The 21,563-nt window shown below is 60.3% G+C and carries 23 protein-coding genes; 20 read left to right on the top strand and 3 right to left on the bottom strand.

From position 1 onward, the window contains the following. The 16 genes from rpsE (at position 1) to ABCP74_RS02630 (ending at position 10,036) form a co-directional block, all read left to right on the top strand. The gene (gene rpsE / locus ABCP74_RS02705) at positions 1 to 525 is read left to right on the top strand and encodes a 30S ribosomal protein S5 (protein WP_006235265.1); all 525 of its coding nucleotides are present in this window, start codon (positions 1 to 3) and stop codon (positions 523 to 525) included. A gap of 2 nt (positions 526 to 527) precedes the next feature. Further along, positions 528 to 710: a 50S ribosomal protein L30 gene (gene rpmD, locus ABCP74_RS02700; protein ID WP_006235266.1), complete on the top strand. Its 183-nt coding sequence runs from the start codon at positions 528 to 530 to the stop codon at positions 708 to 710. A 3-nt stretch (positions 711 to 713) separates the two neighbouring features. Next, a complete protein-coding gene (rplO, locus tag ABCP74_RS02695; RefSeq protein WP_006235267.1) occupies positions 714 to 1,163 on the top strand; it encodes a 50S ribosomal protein L15 in 450 nt (149 codons plus the stop codon). Then, a complete protein-coding gene (secY, locus tag ABCP74_RS02690) occupies positions 1,157 to 2,443 on the top strand; it encodes a preprotein translocase subunit SecY (RefSeq protein ID WP_117775826.1) in 1,287 nt (428 codons plus the stop codon). Before rplO ends, secY begins: the two co-directional genes overlap by 7 nt. An 18-nt stretch (positions 2,444 to 2,461) precedes the next feature. Beyond that, positions 2,462 to 3,088, top strand: a complete 627-nt coding sequence (locus tag ABCP74_RS02685) for an adenylate kinase (protein WP_006235269.1) — start codon at positions 2,462 to 2,464, stop codon at positions 3,086 to 3,088. Then, positions 3,085 to 3,873, top strand: coding sequence for a type I methionyl aminopeptidase (map, locus tag ABCP74_RS02680; RefSeq protein WP_343000637.1), 789 nt, complete (start codon positions 3,085 to 3,087; stop codon positions 3,871 to 3,873). Before ABCP74_RS02685 ends, map begins: the two co-directional genes overlap by 4 nt. A 104-nt stretch (positions 3,874 to 3,977) precedes the next feature. Continuing rightward, complete coding sequence (gene infA / locus ABCP74_RS02675; protein WP_035137443.1) at positions 3,978 to 4,196, top strand: translation initiation factor IF-1; 219 nt, start codon at positions 3,978 to 3,980, stop codon at positions 4,194 to 4,196. Between the two features lie 147 nt (positions 4,197 to 4,343). Next, positions 4,344 to 4,457 carry a 50S ribosomal protein L36 gene (gene rpmJ / locus ABCP74_RS02670; RefSeq protein WP_006363204.1) on the top strand — a complete coding sequence of 38 codons (114 nt, stop codon included), beginning with the start codon at positions 4,344 to 4,346 and terminating at the stop codon, positions 4,455 to 4,457. Positions 4,458 to 4,471: 14 nt separating this feature from the next. After that, positions 4,472 to 4,846 (top strand): 30S ribosomal protein S13, encoded by a 375-nt coding sequence (rpsM, locus tag ABCP74_RS02665; protein WP_022094275.1) that lies wholly within the window; start codon positions 4,472 to 4,474, stop codon positions 4,844 to 4,846. Between the two features lie 14 nt (positions 4,847 to 4,860). After that, positions 4,861 to 5,265, top strand: coding sequence for a 30S ribosomal protein S11 (gene rpsK / locus ABCP74_RS02660; RefSeq protein WP_006235274.1), 405 nt, complete (start codon positions 4,861 to 4,863; stop codon positions 5,263 to 5,265). 19 nt (positions 5,266 to 5,284) lie between these two features. Continuing rightward, complete coding sequence (gene rpsD / locus ABCP74_RS02655) at positions 5,285 to 5,881, top strand: 30S ribosomal protein S4 (protein WP_006235275.1); 597 nt, start codon at positions 5,285 to 5,287, stop codon at positions 5,879 to 5,881. Between the two features lie 32 nt (positions 5,882 to 5,913). After that, a complete protein-coding gene (locus ABCP74_RS02650; protein ID WP_195246761.1) occupies positions 5,914 to 6,855 on the top strand; it encodes a DNA-directed RNA polymerase subunit alpha in 942 nt (313 codons plus the stop codon). Between the two features lie 30 nt (positions 6,856 to 6,885). Continuing rightward, positions 6,886 to 7,353: a 50S ribosomal protein L17 gene (gene rplQ, locus ABCP74_RS02645; protein WP_006235277.1), complete on the top strand. Its 468-nt coding sequence runs from the start codon at positions 6,886 to 6,888 to the stop codon at positions 7,351 to 7,353. A 92-nt stretch (positions 7,354 to 7,445) separates the two neighbouring features. Then, positions 7,446 to 8,270, top strand: coding sequence for a tRNA pseudouridine(38-40) synthase TruA (gene truA, locus ABCP74_RS02640; protein WP_343000638.1), 825 nt, complete (start codon positions 7,446 to 7,448; stop codon positions 8,268 to 8,270). Positions 8,271 to 8,389: 119 nt separating this feature from the next. Next, a complete protein-coding gene (locus ABCP74_RS02635; RefSeq protein ID WP_343000639.1) occupies positions 8,390 to 9,466 on the top strand; it encodes a glycosyltransferase in 1,077 nt (358 codons plus the stop codon). 132 nt (positions 9,467 to 9,598) lie between these two features. Beyond that, positions 9,599 to 10,036, top strand: coding sequence for an arginine repressor (locus tag ABCP74_RS02630; protein WP_022094272.1), 438 nt, complete (start codon positions 9,599 to 9,601; stop codon positions 10,034 to 10,036). A gap of 215 nt (positions 10,037 to 10,251) precedes the next feature. Here ABCP74_RS02630 and ABCP74_RS02625 read toward each other — a convergent pair whose 3' ends face one another. Next, positions 10,252 to 12,441, bottom strand: coding sequence for a transglycosylase domain-containing protein (locus ABCP74_RS02625; RefSeq protein ID WP_343000640.1), 2,190 nt, complete (start codon positions 12,439 to 12,441; stop codon positions 10,252 to 10,254). Positions 12,442 to 12,602: 161 nt separating this feature from the next. On the opposite strand from ABCP74_RS02625, the gene ABCP74_RS02620 reads away from it, so the two are divergent. The 4 genes from ABCP74_RS02620 (at position 12,603) to ABCP74_RS02605 (ending at position 18,990) form a co-directional block, all read left to right on the top strand. Further along, positions 12,603 to 14,579, top strand: a complete 1,977-nt coding sequence (locus ABCP74_RS02620; protein ID WP_343000641.1) for a U32 family peptidase — start codon at positions 12,603 to 12,605, stop codon at positions 14,577 to 14,579. Positions 14,580 to 14,675: 96 nt separating this feature from the next. Further along, on the top strand, positions 14,676 to 15,887 hold the full coding sequence (gene tyrS, locus ABCP74_RS02615; RefSeq protein WP_343000642.1) for a tyrosine--tRNA ligase: 1,212 nt from the start codon (positions 14,676 to 14,678) through the stop codon (positions 15,885 to 15,887). A gap of 281 nt (positions 15,888 to 16,168) precedes the next feature. Next, the gene (locus ABCP74_RS02610; protein WP_343000643.1) at positions 16,169 to 17,989 is read left to right on the top strand and encodes an adenine deaminase; all 1,821 of its coding nucleotides are present in this window, start codon (positions 16,169 to 16,171) and stop codon (positions 17,987 to 17,989) included. A 206-nt stretch (positions 17,990 to 18,195) separates the two neighbouring features. After that, entirely contained in the window at positions 18,196 to 18,990 is a 795-nt protein-coding gene (locus tag ABCP74_RS02605; protein ID WP_343000644.1) for a Cof-type HAD-IIB family hydrolase, read from the top strand. Between the two features lie 170 nt (positions 18,991 to 19,160). On the opposite strand, the gene ABCP74_RS02600 is transcribed toward ABCP74_RS02605, so the two are convergent. Further along, complete coding sequence (locus ABCP74_RS02600; protein ID WP_343000645.1) at positions 19,161 to 20,003, bottom strand: Cof-type HAD-IIB family hydrolase; 843 nt, start codon at positions 20,001 to 20,003, stop codon at positions 19,161 to 19,163. A gap of 87 nt (positions 20,004 to 20,090) precedes the next feature. Then, positions 20,091 to 21,509: a citrate synthase gene (locus tag ABCP74_RS02595; protein WP_343011721.1), complete on the bottom strand. Its 1,419-nt coding sequence runs from the start codon at positions 21,507 to 21,509 to the stop codon at positions 20,091 to 20,093. Positions 21,510 to 21,563: the final 54 nt, after the last annotated feature.

Below are 21,563 nucleotides of genomic sequence, written 5' to 3'. Positions count from 1 at the left end.
ATGGCTCGTAATCAGAAGCAGCAGCGCGAGGCCTCCGAGTTCGAGGAGCGCGTCGTTTACATCAACCGCGTGTCGAAGACCGTCAAGGGTGGTCGTCGCATGAGCCTCGTCGCTCTCGTCGTCGTTGGCGACGGCAAGGGCAACGTCGGCGTTGGCATGGGCAAGTCCGCTGAGGTGCCCATGGCCATCTCCAAGGCGTCTCTCGATGCCAAGAAGAACATGTTCCACGTGCCGGTGACCGAGCAGGGCACCATTCCGCACGAGGTTCTCGGTCACTTTGGTGCCGGCCGCATCATCATCAAGCCCGCTGTCGAGGGTACCGGCGTTATCGCCGGCGGCGCTGTGCGTCCCCTCTTCGAGCTTGCTGGCATCAAGAACGTCCTGTCCAAGTCCCTCGGTACCGACAACGGCCTCAACATCATCAAGGCTGCCGTCGAGGGCCTCAAGGAGCTCTCCAGCCCTGAGGACGTCGCGGCTCGCCGTGGCCTGACGGTCTCCGAGATGTTCGTCGGTAAGGAGAACTAAGCATGGCTGACACCATCAAGATCAAGCAGGTCCGCAGCACCAATGGTTGCAAGCAGGACCAGGTCCGTACTGTCCGTGCCCTCGGTCTCCACAGGATCCGCGAGGTTCGCGAGATTGCTGACAACGAGTCCGTCCGCGGCATGATCTTCAAGGTCAAGCACCTTGTCGAGATTGTAGAGGAGTAGCAAATGCAGCTTCACGATCTTACTCCCGCGCCCGGTTCCACCAAGAACCGCAAGCGCGTCGGCCGTGGCAATTCTTCGGGTCACGGCACCACTTCTGGCCGCGGTCAGAAGGGCCAGGGTTCCCGCTCTGGCGGCACCAAGGGTGCCGGCTTCGAGGGTGGCCAGACTCCGCTGGCTATGCGCCTGCCCAAGCTTCCGGGCTTCCGCAACCCCCGTCGTATCGAGTACACCGCTGTTAACGTTGAGCGTCTCGAGCGCAAGTTCGAGGACGGCGCTGTGATCGACGGTGCCGCTCTTAAGGCCGCTCGCATCACCAAGAGCGAGTTCGAGCCCGTCAAGGTGCTCGGCAATGGTGAGCTCACCAAGAAGTTCACGGTCAAGGTCGACAAGGTCAGCGCTTCTGCGCAGGCCAAGATCGAGGCCGCCGGCGGAAAGGTCGAGCTGCCGTGCTAAATGGTCTTAAGAATGCTTTCCGCATCAAAGAATTGCGCGAAAAGATTCTTTTTACCATAGCTATGCTCGTCGTGTACCGCATTGGTGCGCACGTTCCTGTGCCCGGCATTCCCTTCCAGGGGATGCTGGGCCTTTTCTCGACCGATAACAATTCGGTCGCCGCAGGTGCTATGGCCCTCCTGAATCTTTTCTCTGGTGGCGCGTTGAGCTATGTTTCGGTGTTCTCCCTGGGCATCATGCCTTACATCACCAGCTCGATCATCCTCCAGATGCTCCAGGCCGTTGTGCCTTCCCTGCATGAGCTTGCCCGCGAGGGCGAGGTCGGTCAGACCAAGATTACGCAGTATTCGCGTTACCTCACCCTGGCTCTGGCAATCCTCAACTCCGTGGGTTACCTCTTCCTCTTTAAGAGCTTCGGCATCAGCTTTACTGGCGCCGGCGCTCCCGAGATCATCTTCGACCTCATGATCGTCGGCACGCTCACCGCGGGCGCCATGCTGATCATGTGGATTGGTGAGCTCATCACCCAGCGCGGTATCGGCAATGGCATGTCGCTGATCATCTTCGCGAACATCATGGCCGGCCTGCCGCAGGCGATCTTCTCCAGCACCGAGGGCAATGCCGGTGGCATCATCACCATGGTGATCATCTGCGCCATCATCTTGCTGGTTATCCCGCTGATTGTTTTCCTTGAGCGCGGCCAGCGCCGCATTCCGGTCTCCTACGCTAAGCGCGTCGTGGGCCGTCGCATGATGGGTGGCCAGACCACCTACCTGCCCATCAAGGTCAACACCGCGGGTGTCGTGCCGATCATCTTCGCTTCGGCGCTGCTGTACTTCCCGGCCCAGATTGCCGTGTTCTTCCCCGGCATCGGCTGGATCCAGGCAGTTGCCTCAGCGCTTTCGACCGGTTGGCTCAACTGGGTGCTTAATGTTGTCCTCATCGTGTTCTTCGCGTACTTCTACACCTCCATGGTGTTCAACCCCGATGACACGGCCGACAACCTTAAGAAGCAGGGCGGCTTTATTCCGGGCGTCCGTCCGGGTAGGGCTACCGCGGCCTACATCAAGAACGCGCTCAACAAGATCACGCTTCCCAGCGCTGTCTTTTTGGCGCTCATCGCCATCGTGCCTTCGATCATCTTCTCCTTCACGGGTAACCATCTGATCCAGGCGTTTGGCGGCACGTCCATCCTCATCATGGTCGGCGTCGTGCTCGACACGGTCGATAAGCTCGAAGGCCAGATCAAGATGTATGATTACGATGGATTCTTTAAATAGGCTAGAGGAGGATTGCTCATGAACCTCGTATTGCTCGGAGCTCCGGGTGCCGGTAAGGGCACCGTCGCACAGGAGCTCGTCGCCGAGTTTGGCGTCGCTCACATTTCCACGGGCGACCTGCTGCGTGCTGCCGTCAAGGGTGGCACCGAGCTTGGTATTCAGGCTAAGAAGTACATGGACGCTGGCGAGCTCGTTCCCGACCAGCTCGTGATCGACCTTGTCAAGGAGCGCCTTGCCGCCGATGACGCCCAGCAGGGCTTCATCCTCGATGGCTTCCCGCGCAACACCGCCCAGGCCGTGACGCTCGATTCCGAGCTCTCCGCTATGGGTCGCGAGATCGACTGCGCCCTTCTGGTCGATGTGGCCCCCGAGGTCATCATCGATCGTCTGTCTTCGCGTCGTACCTGCCGCGCCTGCGGTTACACCGGCACGGCTGCCGATGCCACCTGCCCCAAGTGCGGCGGCGAGATGTATCAGCGCGACGACGACAAGCCCGAGACCATCAAGAACCGTCTCGACGTCTACGAGAAGTCCACGAGCCCGCTCGTCGACTACTATCGTGGCCAGGGTCTGCTCAAGTCGGTCAACGGTGACCAGGCTCGCGAGACCGTGTACGGGGATGTCAAAGAGGCTCTCGGTCTATGATCAAGATTAAGTCTGCAACGCAAATTGAGCAGATGAAGAAGGCAGGAGCGCTATCTAAGATGGCGCTCCGCCACGTTGGAGCCATGGTTCGCCCCGGCGTGTCGACCTTCGAACTCGATCAGCTTGCCGAGCAGATTATCCGCATGCATGGCGGCACCCCGGCCTTTAAGGGTTACGGCGGGTTCCCCGGAACCATTTGCGCATCAATCAACGATGCCGTGGTTCACGGTATTCCCAACCCCGATATGATCCTGCGCGATGGCGATATCATCTCCATCGATACGGGAGCCGTTCTCGACGGTTGGGTCGGCGATAACGCCTGGACGTTTTTCGTCGGCACCCCCACGCCCGAGGCCAAGGCCCTGTGCGAGGTTACGCGCGATTGCCTTAAGGCTGCCATCGAGCAGGCTGTTCCCGGTAACCATATCGGGGACGTCGGGTATGCCGTTCAGTCCCTCGCCGAGTCTCACGGTTACGGCGTGCTTCGCGATTACGTGGGGCATGGCATTGGCCGCGTGATGCACGAGGACCCCAACGTTCCTAACTATGGAAAGAAGGGGAGGGGCGTTCGCCTCCAGGCCGGTATGGTCATCGCCATCGAGCCGATGGTTACGATGGGTTCCAATCATGTGAGCACTGGCTCCGATGGTTGGATCGTTACGACCAACGACCACCTGCCCGCCGCGCACTACGAGAACACCGTCGCCATTACCAATGACGGCCCGGTGATTCTTACCACGGATGCCCAAGGTGCTTGGTGCTCCCTCCAAGGCGGAGAAATGTAACAAGTTCCACTTAGATGTGGAGCCATTACGAAGATATTACGATACGTGCATGCGTATTGTAGAATATTCAATCGCTGTCGTTTTCTAGAGAAAGATGATTGCTTGTGAAGAAGGAAGACGCAATTGAGCTCGAGGGTACGGTAAAGGAACCGCTGCCCAACGCCATGTTTAAGGTCGAGCTCGAGAACGGTCATTCGGTTCTGTGCAATATTTCTGGCAAGATCCGAATGAATTACATCCGCATTCTCCCCGGTGACAGGGTTGTCGTGGAGCTTTCCCCGTACGACCTGACCCGCGGTCGCATCACCTATCGCTATAAATAGCGACACGCATACACGCTCTTTTCCGACTGCAGGCTTAGCTCAACCTACGGTCGGTTTGCGTGTGAAGACCAGCCATAGTTTTAAACGCCTGCGGCTGGGCGAGTAGATAGTAGGGAAGTAGTTTGAGCGCTACCGAAAGGAAGAACGATGAAGGTACGTCCTTCGGTCAAGAAGATGTGCGATAAGTGCAAAATCATTAGGCGCCACGGCAAGGTCCTCGTCATTTGCGAGAACCCCCGTCATAAGCAGCGTCAGGGTTAAGAGAGGAGACTACGTTGGCCCGTATTAATGGTGTCGACCTCCCGCGTGAGAAGCGCGTTGAGATCGGTCTGACCTACATTTACGGCATCGGCCGCACCACTGCGACGAAGATTTGCGTCGAGTGCAACGTTAACGTGGACACGCGCGTTAAGGACCTCACCGAGGATGAGGTTAACGCCATCCGCGATTATATCGATAAGAATCAGATCATGGTTGAGGGCGACCTCCGCCGTGAGCGCAACCAGAACGTCAAGCGCCTTATGGACATCGGCTGCAACCGCGGCCTTCGTCACCGCAAGGGCCTCCCGGTCCGCGGCCAGCGCACCCACACTAACGCTCGTACCCGCAAGGGCCCGAAGCGTCAGATCGGTGCTAAGAAGAAGAAATAAGGAGCGCTAGATAGATGGCTACTGCTAAGAAGAACGTTCGCGCTGCCCGTCTGAAGCGCGCGGACCGTAAGAACATTTCCGTGGGCCAGGCTCACATTCGTTCTACGTTCAACAACACGATCGTTTCGATCACCGATCCCCAGGGCAACGTCATTTCCTGGAAGTCGGCTGGCCAGGTGGGCTTCAAGGGCTCCCGTAAGTCCACGCCGTTCGCTGCCCAGATGGCTGCCGAGGCTGCTGCCAAGCAGGCCATGGAGCACGGTATGAAGAAGGTTTCCGTCTTCGTCAAGGGCCCCGGCTCCGGTCGTGAGACCGCCATCCGCTCCCTCCAGGCTGCTGGCCTCGAGGTCTCGAGCATCCAGGACAAGACCCCCATTCCGCACAACGGCTGCCGCCCCAAGAAGCGTCGCCGCGTGTAACTGAAAGGATCGTATCAATATGGCAATCGACAGGACTCCTGTTCTTAAGCGCTGCCGTCAGCTCGGGATCGATCCCGCTGAGCTCGGTTACAGCAGCAAGAAGGAATCTATCCGTCAGCCCAAGCGCCGTCGCAAGGAATCTGAGTACGGCATGCAGCTGCGTGAGAAGCAGAAGGTCAAGTTCATCTATGGCGTTCTGGAGAAGCAGTTCCACGGCTACTTCAACAAGGCCCGTAAGATGAACGGCGTCACCGGTGAGAACCTCATGATCATCCTTGAGTCTCGCCTCGACAACGTCGTCTTCCGTCTTGGCTTCGCCCGCACCCGCAAAGAGGCTCGTCAGTCCGTCCGTCACGGTCACTTCACCGTGAACGGCAAGCGCGTGGACATCCCGTCTTACCGCGTCAAGGCCGGCGACGTCGTCGCTGTCGGCGAGAAGTTCCGTGACCTCCTCCCCATCAAGGAGGCCCTGATTTCCTCCGAGCGCTTTGAGGTCCCTGGCTGGCTCGAGGTCGATATCGAGAAGCTGTCTGGTAACGTGCTCGCTCTGCCGACGCGTGAGCAGATCAGCGGTGATATCAACGAGCAGCTCATCGTCGAGCTCTACTCTAAGTAGTCCATCCGGGCTGCTGAGGCTGGAGGTAATACATGTCAGAATTCATTAGGCCTCAGGTTCAGGTCGAAGAGATCAACGAGACCTCTGCTCGTGTCTCCGTCGAGCCGCTCGAGCGTGGCTACGGCGATACGCTGGGTAACTCGCTTCGTCGTGTTCTTCTGTCCTCGCTCGAGGGTGCCGCCGTCGAGGCCATTCAGATCGATGGTGCGCAGCACGAGTTCATGACCATCCCTAACATGGTCGAGGATGTCACCGACATCGTCCTGAATGTCAAGGGTCTCGTCTTCAGGGCTCTCGGCACGACCGACGAGGCGACCGCCACCATCTCGGTTGACGGCCCCTGCGAGGTCACCGGTGCGGACTTCTTTATTCCGTCCGAGTTTGAGCTGGTCAACCCCGAGCAGCACATTGCTACGCTCACCGAGGGTGGCCATCTCACCATGAGCATGCGCATCGGCTATGGCCGCGGCTATGTCTCTGGCGAGGCTAACAAGCGTGACAACGATCCCATCGGTGTGATCAACGTCGACTCGCTGTACTCGCCGGTGTCCCGTTGCGCCAAGCTCGTTGAGGCTTGCCGTGTCGGTCAGCATACCGACTACGACCGCCTTGTCCTCGAGATCGAGACCAACGGTTCCATCGCCCCGCGCGACGCCGTGGTCCAGGCTGCCAATATCATCAACCAGCATATGGCCGCCTTTATGAACCTTGCCGAGACCCCCGAGGTCGAGGAGGAGGCTTCGATCTTCGCTCCCGAGGTCACCAACGACAACGCCGAGCTGGACAAGCAGATCGAGGACCTGGACCTTTCCGTCCGTTCCTACAACTGCCTTAAGCGCGCCAGCATTCACTCGGTCCGTCAGCTCGTTGAGTTCTCGGAGAACGATCTGCTCAACATCCGTAACTTCGGTGTTAAGTCGATCGAGGAAGTGAAGGACAAGCTTGAGTCCATGGGCCTGAGCCTGAAGGCTTAATGCTTCGCATATTTGAGGAGAAACTAGACCATGCGTCACAACGTTAAGAAGGGCCTGAAGCTCGGCACCGATGCGAGCCACACCAAGGCCATGAAGAAGAGCCTTGCTAAGGCCCTCTTCGAGAACGACCGCATCAAGACCACCGAGACCCGCGCTAAGGCGCTGCGTTCGGTCGTCGACCCGATTATCACCTGGGCCAAGAAGGGCGACCTGCACTCTCGTCGTCTGGCTATCGCCAAGCTCGGCGATAAGCAGCTCGTTGCCGAGATCTTCGACAAGGCTGCTCAGGGCATGTGGCAGGACCGCAACGGCGGTTACACCCGCATCATGAAGCTCGGTAACCGTAAGGGCGACAACGCTCCTATCGTTATCATGGAGCTCGTCACCGAGCCTTGCACGCCTAAGGCCAAGAAGGCTGCTCCGGCCCCCAAGAAGGCCGCTGCTCCCAAGAAGGTTGAGGCTGTCGAGGAGGCTCCTGCTGAGGAGACCGCTGAGTAGACATTCTGTCTGCATAGGCTATATTCGAGGGGTACGTTCGCGTACCCCTCTTTTTTTGTCGCAATACCGTTGCTAGTTTGTTGGGAGCGCCCATGACTGCGCCGTCTAATTTCAATTCGACCCCCGAGCTCGACGCCGCCCTTGTATTTCGCGTGGCCTACGATGGCTCCTCCTATAGCGGATTTGCCGAGCAGCCGGGCCAGACGACGGTTGCGGGCGAGCTACGCCGTGCAATCGAGACGTTGCTGCGCCGCCCAATCGATCTGACGTGCGCGGGGCGTACCGATGCCGGCGTTCATGCGGTGGCCCAATACATCAGCGTGCCTGTAACGGACGCTGAGCTTGCGTATACGCGCCGTAGGTGGCTGAGGGCTATGGATGCCCTCCTGGGCAAAGATATCGCCATAAACGAGGTCTACAAGGCCCGTAAGGGCTTTTCTGCACGTTTTGACGCGCGCTCTCGTACGTACACCTATCGCATTGCCGACCGTGATGCGCGGCCCGTGTTGTCACGCGGTGCCGTGTGGTGGCATCGCTATCCCCTCGACGTCGATGCGATGGCGGCCGCCTGCCCTGCGCTTTTGGGCGAGCAGGACTTTAAGAGCTTTTGCAAGGTCGCCTCTGCCGTGGGCAAACCTACGCACCGCTGCGTAATGCGTGCCGAGTTTGGCCATGAGGTCGCCTTTGGCGAGGACATCCTCACGTTTACCATCGAGGGCAATGCGTTTTTGCATTCGATGGTGCGAACCATTGTGGGCACCCTTGTCGAGATCGGCATGCATCGCCGCGATCCCGAGTGGATGCGCGAGGTAATTGACGCCTGCGATCGCACCGCTGCCGGTCCTACGGCGCCCGCATGCGGTCTTACCTTTATGGGCGTGGACTACGACCCCGCCGAGCTTGTGGTCCTCGATTAGGGATGAGACTGCCTGACGGCGATCTTTGTGTGCGGCGCCTGTGGGCGGGGCGTGTGCAACATCTGTTCTTGACGTGCATCGCGGCGGACGACCGCCCGTATTAATTGACGGGGTGTACCATGAACGACAGTTTGTTACTAGCTGTCGAGAGGACGGAAAACTTGGTTCGACGTGGTTCGCATCCGCGACTTTCGGTGATCCTGATTGTTGAGGGTTCGCCCAGTTATGCGATGCGCGCTCTCGAGAGCGTCCAGAACCAAGACCTCTACGATTTGCAGATTGTCGTCGTTTGCCGCGGCGTGGTAGCTGGTGTGCGCCATTCGCTCGAAGTTGCTGCCGACAGAGATATTCATATTGATTTGATTGATGTTGAGGACCCAGTGCCTGGCGCCTGCCTGCGTGCCGGCTTTGCGGCTTCGCGCGGCTCCCAGATCATTGCGATGAATGCCAATGAGTGGTTTGCGCCGCAGTCCCTTTCGCAGATGGTCGAAAGCTCCTGCGACGCTTCTGCTGACATCGTGTTTCCCTCTGTTTCGCTCGATCGCTACGATGTTCACCGCGAACGTCATTCCCGAGTTTTGGACGCGACATCCGTTTCTGAAGATGAGGACCGGGCGGCTTGCCTGACCCAATTGGTTTCCTGTGGTTTAATCCGACAGACCTCCGGCGTGCTATATGATCGCGCCCTCTTTGAGGCGTGCCTTGCGCATGGCGATGCGTTTCGCACGGTGTCTTTTTTGACGTTCGCGCTTTCGCAGGCAAAGCGCGTTTCGGGATGTGGCCGTGCCCGTTTTCATGCAGTGGCGCCGTCGATTACGGAGACGTTTGACCCCACGATGTTTGCCAGGCTTTCTGATGATATCGGGGCGCTCGACAGGCTTGCCGACTCGCTTGCCGTCGCGGGCGGTGGCGATCAGTTGAAGCTGGTCTGCCAGCGGTATTACTACGCCGGCCTGGTTGCCTGCATCGAAAATTTGTGTCTGAGCCCCCATGGGGTGTCTTCAATAGAGCGTTCGGCCCGTTTGCATGATATGCTCGAAGCGCAGCGTACCCGTCAGATGGTTGCGGCTCTTAAGGGCAATCATCGGGGCCTAGGTCTGCTCTATGGTTCGATAGCTAGCGCCAAGCCTATGCGGTGTGCGTTGTATACGCATCTGGCGGCCTTTTTCAATCGTTCGGGCGTCAGGACTGTCTAGTAGCGTGTTTTTCGAAATAAATTGCATGGAATTGTTTCGAAATGCGTTCTTATTCACTAAAACCCTCAAATAGCGCTAAACTATTCAATCACTAAGTGATTGTCTCCACCATCTTTTGGAGTGAGGTTTTGTATGGCCAAAAAACGCAATGGGCGCCAGGATGCCATCAGAGATATTGTTCGCAATAAGGACGTACGTACGCAGCGCGTTTTGGTAGACGAGCTTCGCGCCATGGGTTTCGATTGCACGCAGGCGACCGTTTCGCGCGACATCGCGGACATGGGACTGCGTAAGCTCCCCGAGGGCATCTATGTCCTTGCCGAGGACCTGCATCTGCAGCGCATGGTTTCCGAGCTGGTTACCGGCGTACTGCGCACCGATAATCTGGTTATGATCAAGGCACAGCCCGGTACGGCTTCTGGTATTGCCGCAGCGGTCGATGCCGCGGAGCTGCCCGACGTGCTTGGCTCGCTTGCCGGCAACGACACGATCTTAGTCATTGCGCAGACGGCCGAGGACGGAGAGCGCCTTGAGGCGCTCATCAACAAGCTGAGTAACTCTCACAAGTAGGGGATGCGTGGCACTGCTGCTGTGCCGATTGTTGCTATAGGTAATTGCCGAGGGCGTTGACGAAGGTCAGCGCCCTTTTGCATGCCGGCACCCGTTGCTCTATCGGTCCTGCAGCCGGGGCCGTCGTGGCATCTTGTGACATCTGCCGAAATAAAGAAGCGCCCGAGCAGCGTACGTGCTGCTCGGGCGCCTTGGTGTCAGATGCCGCTTTGCGTCTACTGGCCCGTAGAGGGGTCGGGCGTGGGCGTAGGATCGGGGGTAGGCGTCGGCGTGCCACCGTCGCCACCCGTGCCACCATTGCCACCCGTGCCACCGTCGCCACCTGTCGTACCGCTATCGCCGGTGGTGTTGCCGCCCGGGGTTTCAGTGGTCGTGGTTGTCGTTGTCGTTGTGGTGGTCGTGGTCTCTTCCTCTTCTTTTCCCTCGTCTTTATCCTCTTCGTCTTTCTTTTTGTTGTTTGTGCCGTAGAACTTCCAGACGTTATTGTTCTTGTACGTGGGAGCCGTTCCGGTCTGGAATTCCTCGCGCTCGGTGCCCGCAAGAACGGTGTTCATGAACTTCTTAAAGACGGGCAGGTTGGTGCTGTCGCCCAGCAGGTCCGAACCGTACTTTTGGATGGGAATCTCGCCTGCGGAATAACCGGTCCACAGGGCGCATGTCAGTTGCGGCGTGAAGCCGCAGAACCACAGGTTGGTGGTGTTGTCAGTGGTGCCCGTCTTGCCGGCATAGGGCTGGTTGACGTTCAGCGCGCCGGCGGCACCCGTGCCGCTGCCCTGCATGACGCCGGATAGAACATCGGTAACCGCGGCAGCCTCGCCTTCGGTGAGCACCTGCGTGGGATTGTCGGTGTGCTGGTACAGAACCGAGCCGGTACGCGAGTCGATCTCGGTAATGGCGATGGGCTGACGGTAGTAGCCACCGTTGGCAAACGTTGCGTAGGCAGATGCCATCTCGAGCGGTGAGATGGACCCGGTGCCGAGCGTCATGACGGGAACGTCCTCGATATTGTCCTTGGCGGGATCGATGCCAAGCTTTTTGACGAGCGACATGATCTTGTCATTGCCGATGGCTTCGGCCACCTGAATGTAGCCGGTGTTGGATGAGTATGCCGTTGCCTGCTTAAGCGTGATGTTGCCATAGCTCTGGTTGCCGTAGTTTTGCACCTCGGTCGTGGTGCCCTTGGCCTTGAGCGGCGAGTTGCAGTTGAGGGTGACGTTGGGGTTCATACCGTTTTGGATGGCAGTTGCCAGCGTAAAGGCCTTAAACGTGGAGCCCACGGGGCGCTTTGCCGTAGCGTGGTTCACGTGATTCTCGTCGGCGTTGTAGTCGTAGCCGCCTACCATGCACTTGATGTAGCCGGTCTTGGGGTCAACGACGACCATGCCCATGTCCAGGCCGTCGAGCGAAAGCGTGTCGAGCTGCGAGCGCACAGCCTCCTCGGCCACCTGCTGCATGGTGGGGTCGATGGTGGTCTTGACGGTCAGACCGCCCTTAAAGAGCACGTCGGTGGAGAACTCCTGCTCAAGCAACTGCTTAACGTAGGAGACAAAGTAGGGCTGAGAGTACACATCGACGCCACTGCCCGAAATCTCGGTCACGTTAAGCGTGATGGGCTCAGCTTGTGCGGCATCGTGCTCTTCCTGCGTGATGTGGCCCAGACGCAGCATGTTGTCCAGAACCTTATTGCGGCGGGACAGCGCCAAGTCGGGATTAACCGTGGGGTCGTACTGCGAGGGCGAGTTGGGAAGGCCGATGAGCAGCGCGGCCTCGCTCAGGGTGAGGTCGGCGGCGGTTTTGGACAGATAGGTCTCGGCGGCGGCCTCGATGCCATATGCTCCATGGCCGTAGTAGATGGTGTTGAGGTACATCATGAGGATCTCGTCTTTGGAGTACATATCCTCCATCTTGATGGCGATATAGGCCTCGCGCACCTTACGCTCGATGGTCGAGTCGAATTGTTCCTCCTGCAAGATGGTGTTGCGAACCAGCTGCTGGGTGATGGTCGATGCGCCCTCGTGGCCGCCGGTGAGGGTTGCCACCGATGCGCGTGCAATGCCCCAGAGGTCGATGCCGCCATGCTCGTAGAAGCGCTCGTCCTCAACGTCGACGGTGCCCTGCAGCACGTACGGGGACACTTGGTCCTTGGTGATGGACTTGCGGTTTTGCGTGTAGAAACTCGCAATGGTATTGCCGTTGCAGTCGACGATGTCGGTGGGCTCGCTCACCAGATACGCGTTGGCATCGGTGTAGTCGGGCAGATCGGACAGCCAGCGGTTGACGTTGCCGATCATGCCGATGCCAAACGCTACGCCCGCGATAAGCAGAAAGCCCAAAAACGAGAGCAAGATCATGGGAAGGGCATGCGTCTTAGAGCGACCGCGCCCCTGTCGTTGGCGAGGACCCATATATTGACCTCCAGGTATGTCGTGCCAGGCGGCAGGTATGCTACCGGGCAGGATGGACATAAGTTATTACACGATAAACCAATCGGGGCATGCGGGGCCTCGTGTATGCTGGTTGGCAGCAATTTTCAGAGTGAAAGCACACCTTGGCAAGGAGTTTACCGATGGCGATTCGGCCGATGGAACCGAGCGGACAATGCGAAAGCGAGTTGGCGGCGGCTGAAGTGGCGTTGCCCGAACTGCTGGCGCCTGCTGGCGGACTCGACCAGATGCTCGCGGCGATTGCGGCGGGTGCCGATGCCATCTATGCGGGGCTGGACGGATTCAACGCTCGAGCGAGCGCGCATGGCTTTAGCGATGATGAGTTCGCGCGCGGTTGTGCCGTGGCCCATGCCCATGGCGTGCGTGTGTACGTGACGCTCAACGTGTTCGTGTTCGATGATGAGCTTGCCGACGCCGTGACGTTGGGGGCGCATGCGCACGCGTTGGGTGCCGATGCGTTGATTGTGGCCGATGCCGGGCTGGCCTGTGCGCTTCGTGCGGCGATTCCGGGGGTCGAGATTCACCTGTCCACTCAGGCGGGCGCTCATAGCGAGGGTGCCGTGCAGTTGGCTGCCAAGGAGTTGGGCGTTGAGCGCGTGACGACTGCGCGCGAGCTGAGCGTGGTAGAGATTGAGACGCTTTGCGCTACTGGCGTGCCCATCGAGGTGTTCTGTCACGGCGCTATTTGCATTGGATACTCGGGTGCGTGCGGGTTCTCTGCCCTTCGACGTGGCCGCTCTGCGATGCGCGGTGATTGCACTCAACCGTGCCGTCTATCCTATGACTTGGTGGACGAGGAGGGGCAGAGTGTTGTCGCTGTCGAAGGGGATCGCCTGCTTTGTCCGCGTGACTATCTGGGCATCGCGCATCTGCCCGAGCTTGTTGCCGCCGGCGTGGCATCGCTCAAGATCGAGGGCCGCATGAAGAATCCCGACTACGTCTTTAACGTGGTGAGGGTGTGGCGTCGGGCGCTCAATATGCTGCGCGACGGCACATGGGATGCCGATGCGGTGCCGGCGCTTGAGCGCGAGCTGGGAAGGTCGTTCAACCGCGGCTTTACCGATGCGTATCTGCGGGGTCGTTCGGGCGCCGAGCTCATGAGCTTTGAGCGCGCGATCAACCAGGGCGTGCGCGTGGGTCACTTGGTGGCGGTGGGTCACGGAGAGGTGACGGTTGAGCTTGATGCCGCCGTGGCGGTGGGCGATACGCTCGAGATCAGGTTTTACCCGGGTGCCGACGCACGTCCCGATGTGCCCAAGCGCTGGCCACAGGTGCCTTGCCCCGTGGATGCCGCTGCGGGAGAGCGCATCGTCGTGCATTGCAAACGCAAGGTGGACGCGGGCTGCGAGGTCTATCTGATTCGCAGTGCCGGCGTGCTGGGGCAGACGGCAACGGTGTTGGAGCGCATGCGGGTCGAGGCAGATGCGGTCGCGCCTGCTGAGCAGTCCGTTGAGGTGCTGCCGTTTGAGGGCGTTCTGGCAGATGGCGACGTGCCGACGGAGTTGGCGGGACCGGCGGAGCCGGCAAAGCATGAGGCTTTTGCTCGCATGGTCTTTGCCTGGGAGCTGATGGACGTGGATCCGCGCGATGAGCGGGATCTGTCCGATGCGACGGTGGTGCTCGACGAAGTGTGCCGCGCAGGCGACGCCGAGCGGACTCGAGCGCTTATGCAACGTGCTGGGCGTGTTGTTTGCCGCAACCTGGGGCAGGTGGCGATGGCCCGCGAGCTGGGCACGACGTTTGACGTGGCGGCGCCGGTGTTCTGCGCCAATCGGGCTACGCTTGCCTGGCTGCGCGGGCTTGGCGCGGGGTGGGTATACTTGCCTGCCGAGTTGCTCAGCAATGATAGGGAGCGTATTGCCGAACTGGCTGCTGAACCCGCCGTCTTGGGTCCGGTCGACACCGACCGTCCCGAGCTCATGGTGTGCGAGCACTGCCTGCTGACCGCCGAGGGCGTCTGCGCCACCGATGCGACGGGGCAGGCCCGTTGCCGCGACTGCTTGCGTCGTCGGCAGGTGCGCTATCTGGTCGAGCGTGACGGTACACGTCTGTCAGTTGCCATCGACGCATGCGGCAGGACGAGGATTTTCCTGTCGTAGATGCTGCGCCGCGTCAGTTTGTTATCATAAGAGAGTTTATGGACTTCCAGCACCGCCGTTTTCGGCGAGGGTGCTATAGCAAAAGGAGGATACCCAATGCTGTCTGTTGACGAGCAAATGCGTATCATCACCTCGGGCGCCGCGCAGATCGTCCCCGAGGCCGACCTTCGCAAGAAGCTTGAGAAGGGCGAGCCCCTCAACATCAAGCTCGGCGTCGACCCCACCAGCCCCGACCTGCACCTGGGCCATGCCGTGCCGCTGCGCAAGATGCGTCAGTTCCAGGACCTGGGCCACAACGTCACCCTCATCATCGGTAACGGCACCGCACTGATCGGCGATCCTTCGGGCAAGAACTCCACCCGCCCGCAGCTTTCGCAGGAGCAGATCGAGGCCAATGCCGAGACCTACGTGAGCCAGGCCATGAAGATCCTGGATCCCGAGAAGACCACCATCGTGCACAACGGTGACTGGATCTTGTCGATGGATCTGGCCGGTCTGCTGCAGGTGTGCTCCAAGTTCACTGTCGCCCGTATTCTCGAGCGCGACGACTTTACCAAGCGCTACCAGTCCCAGACGCCGATCGCCCTGCATGAGTTCCTGTATCCCGTGATGCAGGCTTACGACTCCGTGCAGATCAAGGCCGACGTGGAAATGGGCGGCACCGATCAGCTTTTCAACCTGCTCGCCGGCCGTGAGCTCATGGAGAAGATGGGCATGGAGCCCCAGATCGCGCTCACCATGCCGTTGCTCGAGGGCACCGATGGCGTCCGTAAGATGTCCAAGTCCTACGGTAACTACATCGGCCTGACCGACGCGCCCAAGGATATGTTCGGCAAGACCATGTCCATCCCCGACGAGATGATCGGCAAGTACTACCGCCTGGCGAGCTCGCTCACCCCGGCCGAGGTCGACAAGATCGACGCTGCTCTGGCCGACGGCTCCGCCGATCCCTATGAGCTCAAGCGCGCTCTGGGCCGCGACCTGTGCGACACCTACCACGGCGCCGGTGCCGGCGACGAGGCTCAGGCCGAGTTCGACCGCGTGTTCAAGGAGGGCCAACTCGCCGACTTCCCTGAGAAGCATGTTGAGCTGACCGTCAATGACGAGGGGCAGATCTACCTCGCCGGCCTGCTCAAGGACCTGGGCCTTTCGGCGAGCGCCGGCCAGGCCCGTCGCGACATCGACGGCGGCGGCGTCAAGATCAACGGCAAGGCCGTGGCTCCCAAGAGCTACAACATCGACCCCAGCGTCCTCAAGCTGGGCGACACCCTCTCCGTAGGCAAGCGCAAGGGCTTTAAGTTGGTCTAGCAAGTAGGTCAACCTAACATGTGCAATAGGGCCGCAGCCGGAACTCCCGACTGCGGCCTTTTGAGTTGCGGTGAAATAGTTCCTAAAAATGCCATACGGGCGCCCAGGTAGGAACTATTCCACCGCAACTTTTTTCCTCCGTCCCCAAGGGATCATTTGGCGGTGCCGTTAAGCGGAGAGGCGTATTGTTGACCCATCGTTTGGGCATACAATGGCTATTGGTTTGCTGCGGTGAAGGCCTGTCCGCTCCGCAGCTTTTTTCTACGGTTAAAGGAGTATGTATGTCCGTTGAGGTCATGAGATCTGTGATCGAGGCCGCCGAGGGTCGTGTGCCCGTTGACACGCTGTTTGCCAACGCACAGATCGTCGATGTATACGGCCAGCGCGTGGCGCCCGGTAGCGTTGCCGTCAAGGATGGCGTGATCGTCGGTGTGCTCTACGACGGTCGCGACGATGCCGCCGGTACGTATGAGGCTGCCGAGGTCATCGATTGCCAGGGCCGCTATCTTGCCCCCGGTTTTATTGACGGACACTTGCATATCGAGTCTTCGAACATCCGCCCTGCCGAGTATGCGCGCATGGCGGCGACGCGCGGTACCACCACTGCCATTGCCGACAGCCACGAGATCGCCAACGTTTCTGGCTTGGACGGCCTGCGCTTTATGATCGAGGACGGTCGTCGCGCTCCTATTTCCATCAAGTACATGATGCCCTCGTGCGTGCCCGCGCTGCCCGACGAGCAGGCCGGTGCCGTCATCACCGCTGCTGATATGCAGGCGTTTTTTGCCGAGCATCCGGGCGATGTCTTTGGCCTGGGCGAGATGATGAACCTGCCGGGCGTCTTTATGGCCGATCCCGAGACCTGCGCTCGCATTGACGCTGCCAACCAGACGCCGTCCAAGCAGGTTGACGGTCACGCGCCGCTCGTTGCCGGCAAGGACCTCAACGCCTATGCCGCAGCAGGTATTATCGCTGACCATGAGTCGACGATTCCCGAGGAGGCACTCGACAAGCTGTCCCGCGGCATGTACGTGATGCTGCGCGAAGGTACGTGCAGCCATGACCTGGCCAACCTGTCGCCGATGCTGCTGGAGAATCCTGCCCGTGCCCGCCGCTGCTGCTTTGCGACCGACGACCGCGCCCCTTCCGATGCGCTTGCGACCGGCATGATCGACAACGCCTGCCGCGTGGCGATTGAGGCCGGTATCGACCCCGTGGTCGCCATCTCCATGGCGTCCCTTTCCACGGCTGAGGCATTTGGCCTGGACCACGGCTGCCGCGACCCGCACGAGCTCCGCGGCGCCATCGCCCCGGGCAAGCGTGCCGACCTGCTGGTGCTCAATGACCTGACGTTTGCCACGGCTCCGCATCGCGTATATGCCGCCGGTGCTCTGGTGGCGCAGGACGGTACCTTTGTGGGCGAGATTGCACCCGAGATGGCCGAGGTCGCAGCCCTTGCCGATGAGCTGCGCGCCTCCGTTAAGCTGCCGAAGCTTTCGCTCGACGTGTTCGACTATGCCTTTAAGCCGGGCGAGGCCGTGATTGACGTGGTGCCGGGTAAGGCCATCACGGGTATGGTTCGCCCCGAGAGCGCCGAGGGCCTGCGCCGCATTATGCTGATCGAGCGCCACGGCCGCGGTGTGTCGCTGCAGGCCGAGGGCGCCGACGGTGATGGTCCTGCGGGCCTGGGTCTTGTCGGCAAGCACATCGGTCGCGGCTGGGTGCGCGGCTTCACCATCACCGGTGGCGCCATTGCCTCCACAATCGGCCACGACTCGCACAACGTATGCGTGGTGGGCGACAATGCCGCCGATATGATGGCTGCTGTTGAGGCTGTGGGCCAGGGTGGTCACGTGCTGGTGCGCAACGGCGAGGTCGTGGCGCGCATTCCGCTGGCGCTCGGCGGTCTGATGAGCGAAGGCACGGCCGAGGATGTCGCCGCGCAGCACGACGACTTTATGGTCAAGGCGCGCGCCATGGGCATCGAGCCGCCGCTCGACCCCATCATGGGCATCATCTTCCTGCCCCTGCCGGTTATCCCGACGCTCCGCATCCGCCCCGAGGGCATGTTCGACGTCACAACCTTCACCTACGCCGACTAGTCATCGGGGACGTTCTTAAACGGCTAGTCGCCTGCGACACTCTTTGACGTGTTGCCTGACGCTGCGACCGTGGGACCTCTGACGCGCGTGAGCTATTTGCTAGGTCCTTGTAACGTTTGCGCCCGCGGAGTCTTACCTGAGCTCCCTTTGGGTACGTTGGAATTGGATACACGTTCGATTCCAACAAGCCCGAAGGGAGCTTTTCCATGTTTAAACTGATTGCATCCGATATGGACGGCACGTTGCTTGACGAAAACAGCCAGGTGCCTCCCGAGACCTACGAACTGATTTTGGCGCTACGCGAGCATGGCGTGCATTTTGCCGCATCGTCAGGTCGCCGCTACGATCGCCTGTGCGAGTTCTTTGCGCCCGTTCGCGACAAGATGGACTTTGTCGCCGCTAACGGTGCCCAGGTCTACGCCGACGGCAAAATGGTAGACCGTGAGGTGTATTCGCACCTGGCGATTCGAAAGCTCGCCCAAGCAGTCGCGACGTTTCCCAATCTGCATCTTGCGCTTTTTGACCGAACCAAGTCCTTCCTGCTCGATGACGAGTGCAAGTTCGTGCGTGAGGTCGATAAGGACCTTCCCAATGCCGAGCGTATTTGGGAGCTGCCCGATCCCAGCGTAAATATCATCAAGGCGAGTATCTTTTGCGATGACGGTGTCGTTATGGACAGCGCCTACGTGCTACAGCGCGAACTTGGTCAGCTCTTTACTTTTGCACCTTCGGGCAACGCGTGGATCGATGCCATGCAGCCCGGTGTGTCGAAGGCCTCGGGCATCGCACAGCTCGCGGAGCATTACGGCATTGGACGCGACGAGATCATGGCGTTTGGCGACTCGATGAACGACTACGAGATCATTCGCTTTGTCGGCACGGGCTGCGCGATGGAAAACGCGCGCCCCGCGCTCAAAGCGGTTGCCGATCGCGTCGTAGGCTGCAACCGCGACCACGCCGTTCAGCAGGAACTCCGCCGTGTTCTGGAGAGCCTCGCCTAATCCGGCAGATGGGGACGTTCCTTTTCTGCCGGCAGCTGGGGACAGTCCTTGCGGCGCCCCGCGAAGAGTGTTCCCAACGACAAAAACCACTCATTGGGGACAGACTTAAATGAGTGCCGCCAGCGACTAGCCATTTAAGAACGTCCCCAATGACTACCGGGTTGATGTTGCTAGGCGAGGGTGGCCATGATGGTGCGGGCGACGCCGTCGTGGTCGTTGTCGTATTCGGTGATGGCGTCGGCGGCCTCGCGGTCCTCGGGCTCGGCGTTGATCATGGCCATGCCGTGGCCCGCTGCCTGCAGCATGGGGATGTCGTTGATGTTGTCGCCGAACGCCCAAGCGTCGGCGAGACGCTCGCCCAGGTGCTCGCATAGCCACGTGAGGGCCGTTCCCTTGGTGGCGCCCTCGCCCATGACCTCGATATTCATGGCGTACGAACGCGTGACCTCAATGCCTCCGAGCGAGTCGAGCTCCGACGCGATGGCGTCGCGATCGGCCGGGTCGTGCCAGTACATGGCGATGCGTTCGAGCGTCTCGACCTCGTCGATCTTGCTGTCGATATCCATGTCGATCGGTGTTCGTGTGCGCTTGAGCGAAGCCGCGATGTGGGGGTCGCCGCCGCAGAATTCGTCCAGGCGCGTGTAGAGCGAGCGGGGGAGGAAGCACTGCCCGTCCGCGAAGATATCGAAGGTCACATCGTGGCCGGCGGCGATGCGGTGGATGCGATGGGCAATGCCGCAATCGAGCGGTCGGCTCAAGATGCGCGTGGCGCGCGAGGTATCGGTGGGCACATCGTCGTCGAGCTGCCAGACGCTGGCGCCATTGGCACAGACGGCATAGTGCACGGCGGGATGGGCGAGGATGGGCTCAAAGATGCCCGACAGCGGACGTCCCGTGCACGGTACAAACTCAATGCCGCGACGTGCGAGCTCGTCGAGCATCGCCCAAGTGGCGTCGCTCATCTGCTTGTCACTCGTCAACAGCGTTCCATCCATATCGGAAAAAACAATCATTCGATGCAGCCCTTTCTGCTGGCATAAAAAGCGTGGCCGAGGGCGGTGATGCCCTGGCCACGCTCGAGTTCTATAACGGTCCGCGTCCTAGCGGTCGGCGAGCGGCTTGTACTCCAGCGGCTCGATCACCGGACGATAGGCCGGGCGAATAATACGGTGCGCGCAGAAGAGCTCTTCCATGCGGTGTGCCGACCAGCCGGCCATGCGGGCGACGGCGAAAAGCGGCGTAAAAAGCGTCTCGGGCACGCCGAGCATCTTGTAGATAAAGCCTGTGTACAGGTCGATGTTGGCGCAGATAGGCTTGGTCATGCCGTGGTCGCGCATCACCTGCGGTGCCAGGCGCTCGATGCGCTCGATGAGCGCGAACTCATCGCCCAGGTCCTTCTTGGCGGCAAGTGTGCGTGCGTAGTGGCGGCAGACCTCGGCTCGCGGGTCGCTGAGCGTGTAGACGGCGTGGCCCATGCCGTAGATGAGACCCGTGCCGTCGAAGGCCTGCTTGTCGAGAATCTTGCCCAGGTAGGCTGCGACCTCGTCCTCGTCCTCCCAATTGGAGACGTGCGCACGGATGTCCTCGTGCATGGACACGACCTTGGCGTTGGCGCCGCCGTGGCGCGGGCCCTTGAGCGAGCCGATAGCCGCGGCGTAGGCGGAATACGGATCGGTGGCCGAGGAGGATAGTACGCGGCAGGCAAACGTGGAGTTGTTGCCGCCGCCGTGCTCGGCATGCAGCATGAGCATCACGTCGAGCAGCATGGCTTCGTCGCGGGTGAATGCCATGCCGCCGCGCAACACCTGCAGGATGGTCTCGGCGGTGGAGAGACCGGGCGTGGGATGCGGTACATGAACCTCGGAGCCGCGGCGCTTGGCGACCGAGGCCATATGCGCGAAGGCGGCGATGCGGGGGAGACGGGCGAGCATGGAGATGGCGACATCGATTTCGTGCTCGGGTGTAATGGCGTCGGGCTCGGCGTCGAAGGCGTAGAGCAGCAGCACGGCGCGCTGAAGCACATTCATGATGCTCGACGACACCGTGGTCATGGGGAACTCGCGGACGTATTCGTCGCTCAGGTGCCTAAAAGCACCCAGACGTCCGCAAAAACCGTCAAGCTCTTCCTTGGTGGGCAGAGAGCCCGTAATGAGCAGATAGGCGACCTCTTCGTAGCCGTAGCGGTTCTCGGCCTGGGCGTTGTTGACCAGATCCTCGATGCTGTAGCCACGAAGCGTGAGTTTGCCCTGATCGGGCACGACCTTACCGTCGACCTTGTTGTAGCCATGCACATCCGAGATGCGAGTGAGGCCCGCGACCACGCCCGAGCCGTCTGCATTGCGCAGGCCGCGCTTGACATTGTGTTCGACAAACAGGTCCTCGTCATAAGGGTCGGTCGGCAGGCCGTGGTAGAGGTTTTCGCTTTCGGGCGAAATCTGACGGCTCGCCTCGTAATCCAGAACCAGGCGGCTCAGGTGGTCATCGAAGCGGTAGTAGATTTTCTTGGCGTCGTAGGCCATGCGCGCTCCTCTCCGGGCCATGTGGTGACGTTGCGCCTGGGCGCACCTTGGGCC

Source organism: Collinsella aerofaciens, from assembly GCF_039062315.1.
Taxonomy (GTDB): Bacteria; Actinomycetota; Coriobacteriia; order Coriobacteriales; family Coriobacteriaceae; genus Collinsella; species Collinsella aerofaciens_BG.
Note: the sequence above shows the minus strand (reverse complement) of the source record. Positions and strands in the feature narration are given on the sequence as shown.

Coding starts and splice junctions, on each gene's coding strand:
- rplO (WP_006235267.1), top strand. CDS start 714: ATGCAGCTTCACGATCTTACTCCCGCGCCCGGTTCCACCAAGAACCGC.
- ABCP74_RS02610 (WP_343000643.1), top strand. CDS start 16,169: ATGTCCGTTGAGGTCATGAGATCTGTGATCGAGGCCGCCGAGGGTCGT.
- ABCP74_RS02605 (WP_343000644.1), top strand. CDS start 18,196: ATGTTTAAACTGATTGCATCCGATATGGACGGCACGTTGCTTGACGAA.
- rpsE (WP_006235265.1), top strand. CDS start 1: ATGGCTCGTAATCAGAAGCAGCAGCGCGAGGCCTCCGAGTTCGAGGAG.
- rpsK (WP_006235274.1), top strand. CDS start 4,861: ATGGCTACTGCTAAGAAGAACGTTCGCGCTGCCCGTCTGAAGCGCGCG.
- tyrS (WP_343000642.1), top strand. CDS start 14,676: ATGCTGTCTGTTGACGAGCAAATGCGTATCATCACCTCGGGCGCCGCG.
- ABCP74_RS02685 (WP_006235269.1), top strand. CDS start 2,462: ATGAACCTCGTATTGCTCGGAGCTCCGGGTGCCGGTAAGGGCACCGTC.
- rpsD (WP_006235275.1), top strand. CDS start 5,285: ATGGCAATCGACAGGACTCCTGTTCTTAAGCGCTGCCGTCAGCTCGGG.
- truA (WP_343000638.1), top strand. CDS start 7,446: ATGACTGCGCCGTCTAATTTCAATTCGACCCCCGAGCTCGACGCCGCC.
- ABCP74_RS02625 (WP_343000640.1), bottom strand. CDS start 12,441: ATGGGTCCTCGCCAACGACAGGGGCGCGGTCGCTCTAAGACGCATGCC.
- ABCP74_RS02630 (WP_022094272.1), top strand. CDS start 9,599: ATGGCCAAAAAACGCAATGGGCGCCAGGATGCCATCAGAGATATTGTT.
- rpmD (WP_006235266.1), top strand. CDS start 528: ATGGCTGACACCATCAAGATCAAGCAGGTCCGCAGCACCAATGGTTGC.
- rplQ (WP_006235277.1), top strand. CDS start 6,886: ATGCGTCACAACGTTAAGAAGGGCCTGAAGCTCGGCACCGATGCGAGC.
- ABCP74_RS02595 (WP_343011721.1), bottom strand. CDS start 21,509: ATGGCCTACGACGCCAAGAAAATCTACTACCGCTTCGATGACCACCTG.
- ABCP74_RS02600 (WP_343000645.1), bottom strand. CDS start 20,003: ATGATTGTTTTTTCCGATATGGATGGAACGCTGTTGACGAGTGACAAG.
- ABCP74_RS02650 (WP_195246761.1), top strand. CDS start 5,914: ATGTCAGAATTCATTAGGCCTCAGGTTCAGGTCGAAGAGATCAACGAG.
- ABCP74_RS02635 (WP_343000639.1), top strand. CDS start 8,390: ATGAACGACAGTTTGTTACTAGCTGTCGAGAGGACGGAAAACTTGGTT.
- rpmJ (WP_006363204.1), top strand. CDS start 4,344: ATGAAGGTACGTCCTTCGGTCAAGAAGATGTGCGATAAGTGCAAAATC.
- ABCP74_RS02620 (WP_343000641.1), top strand. CDS start 12,603: ATGGCGATTCGGCCGATGGAACCGAGCGGACAATGCGAAAGCGAGTTG.
- map (WP_343000637.1), top strand. CDS start 3,085: ATGATCAAGATTAAGTCTGCAACGCAAATTGAGCAGATGAAGAAGGCA.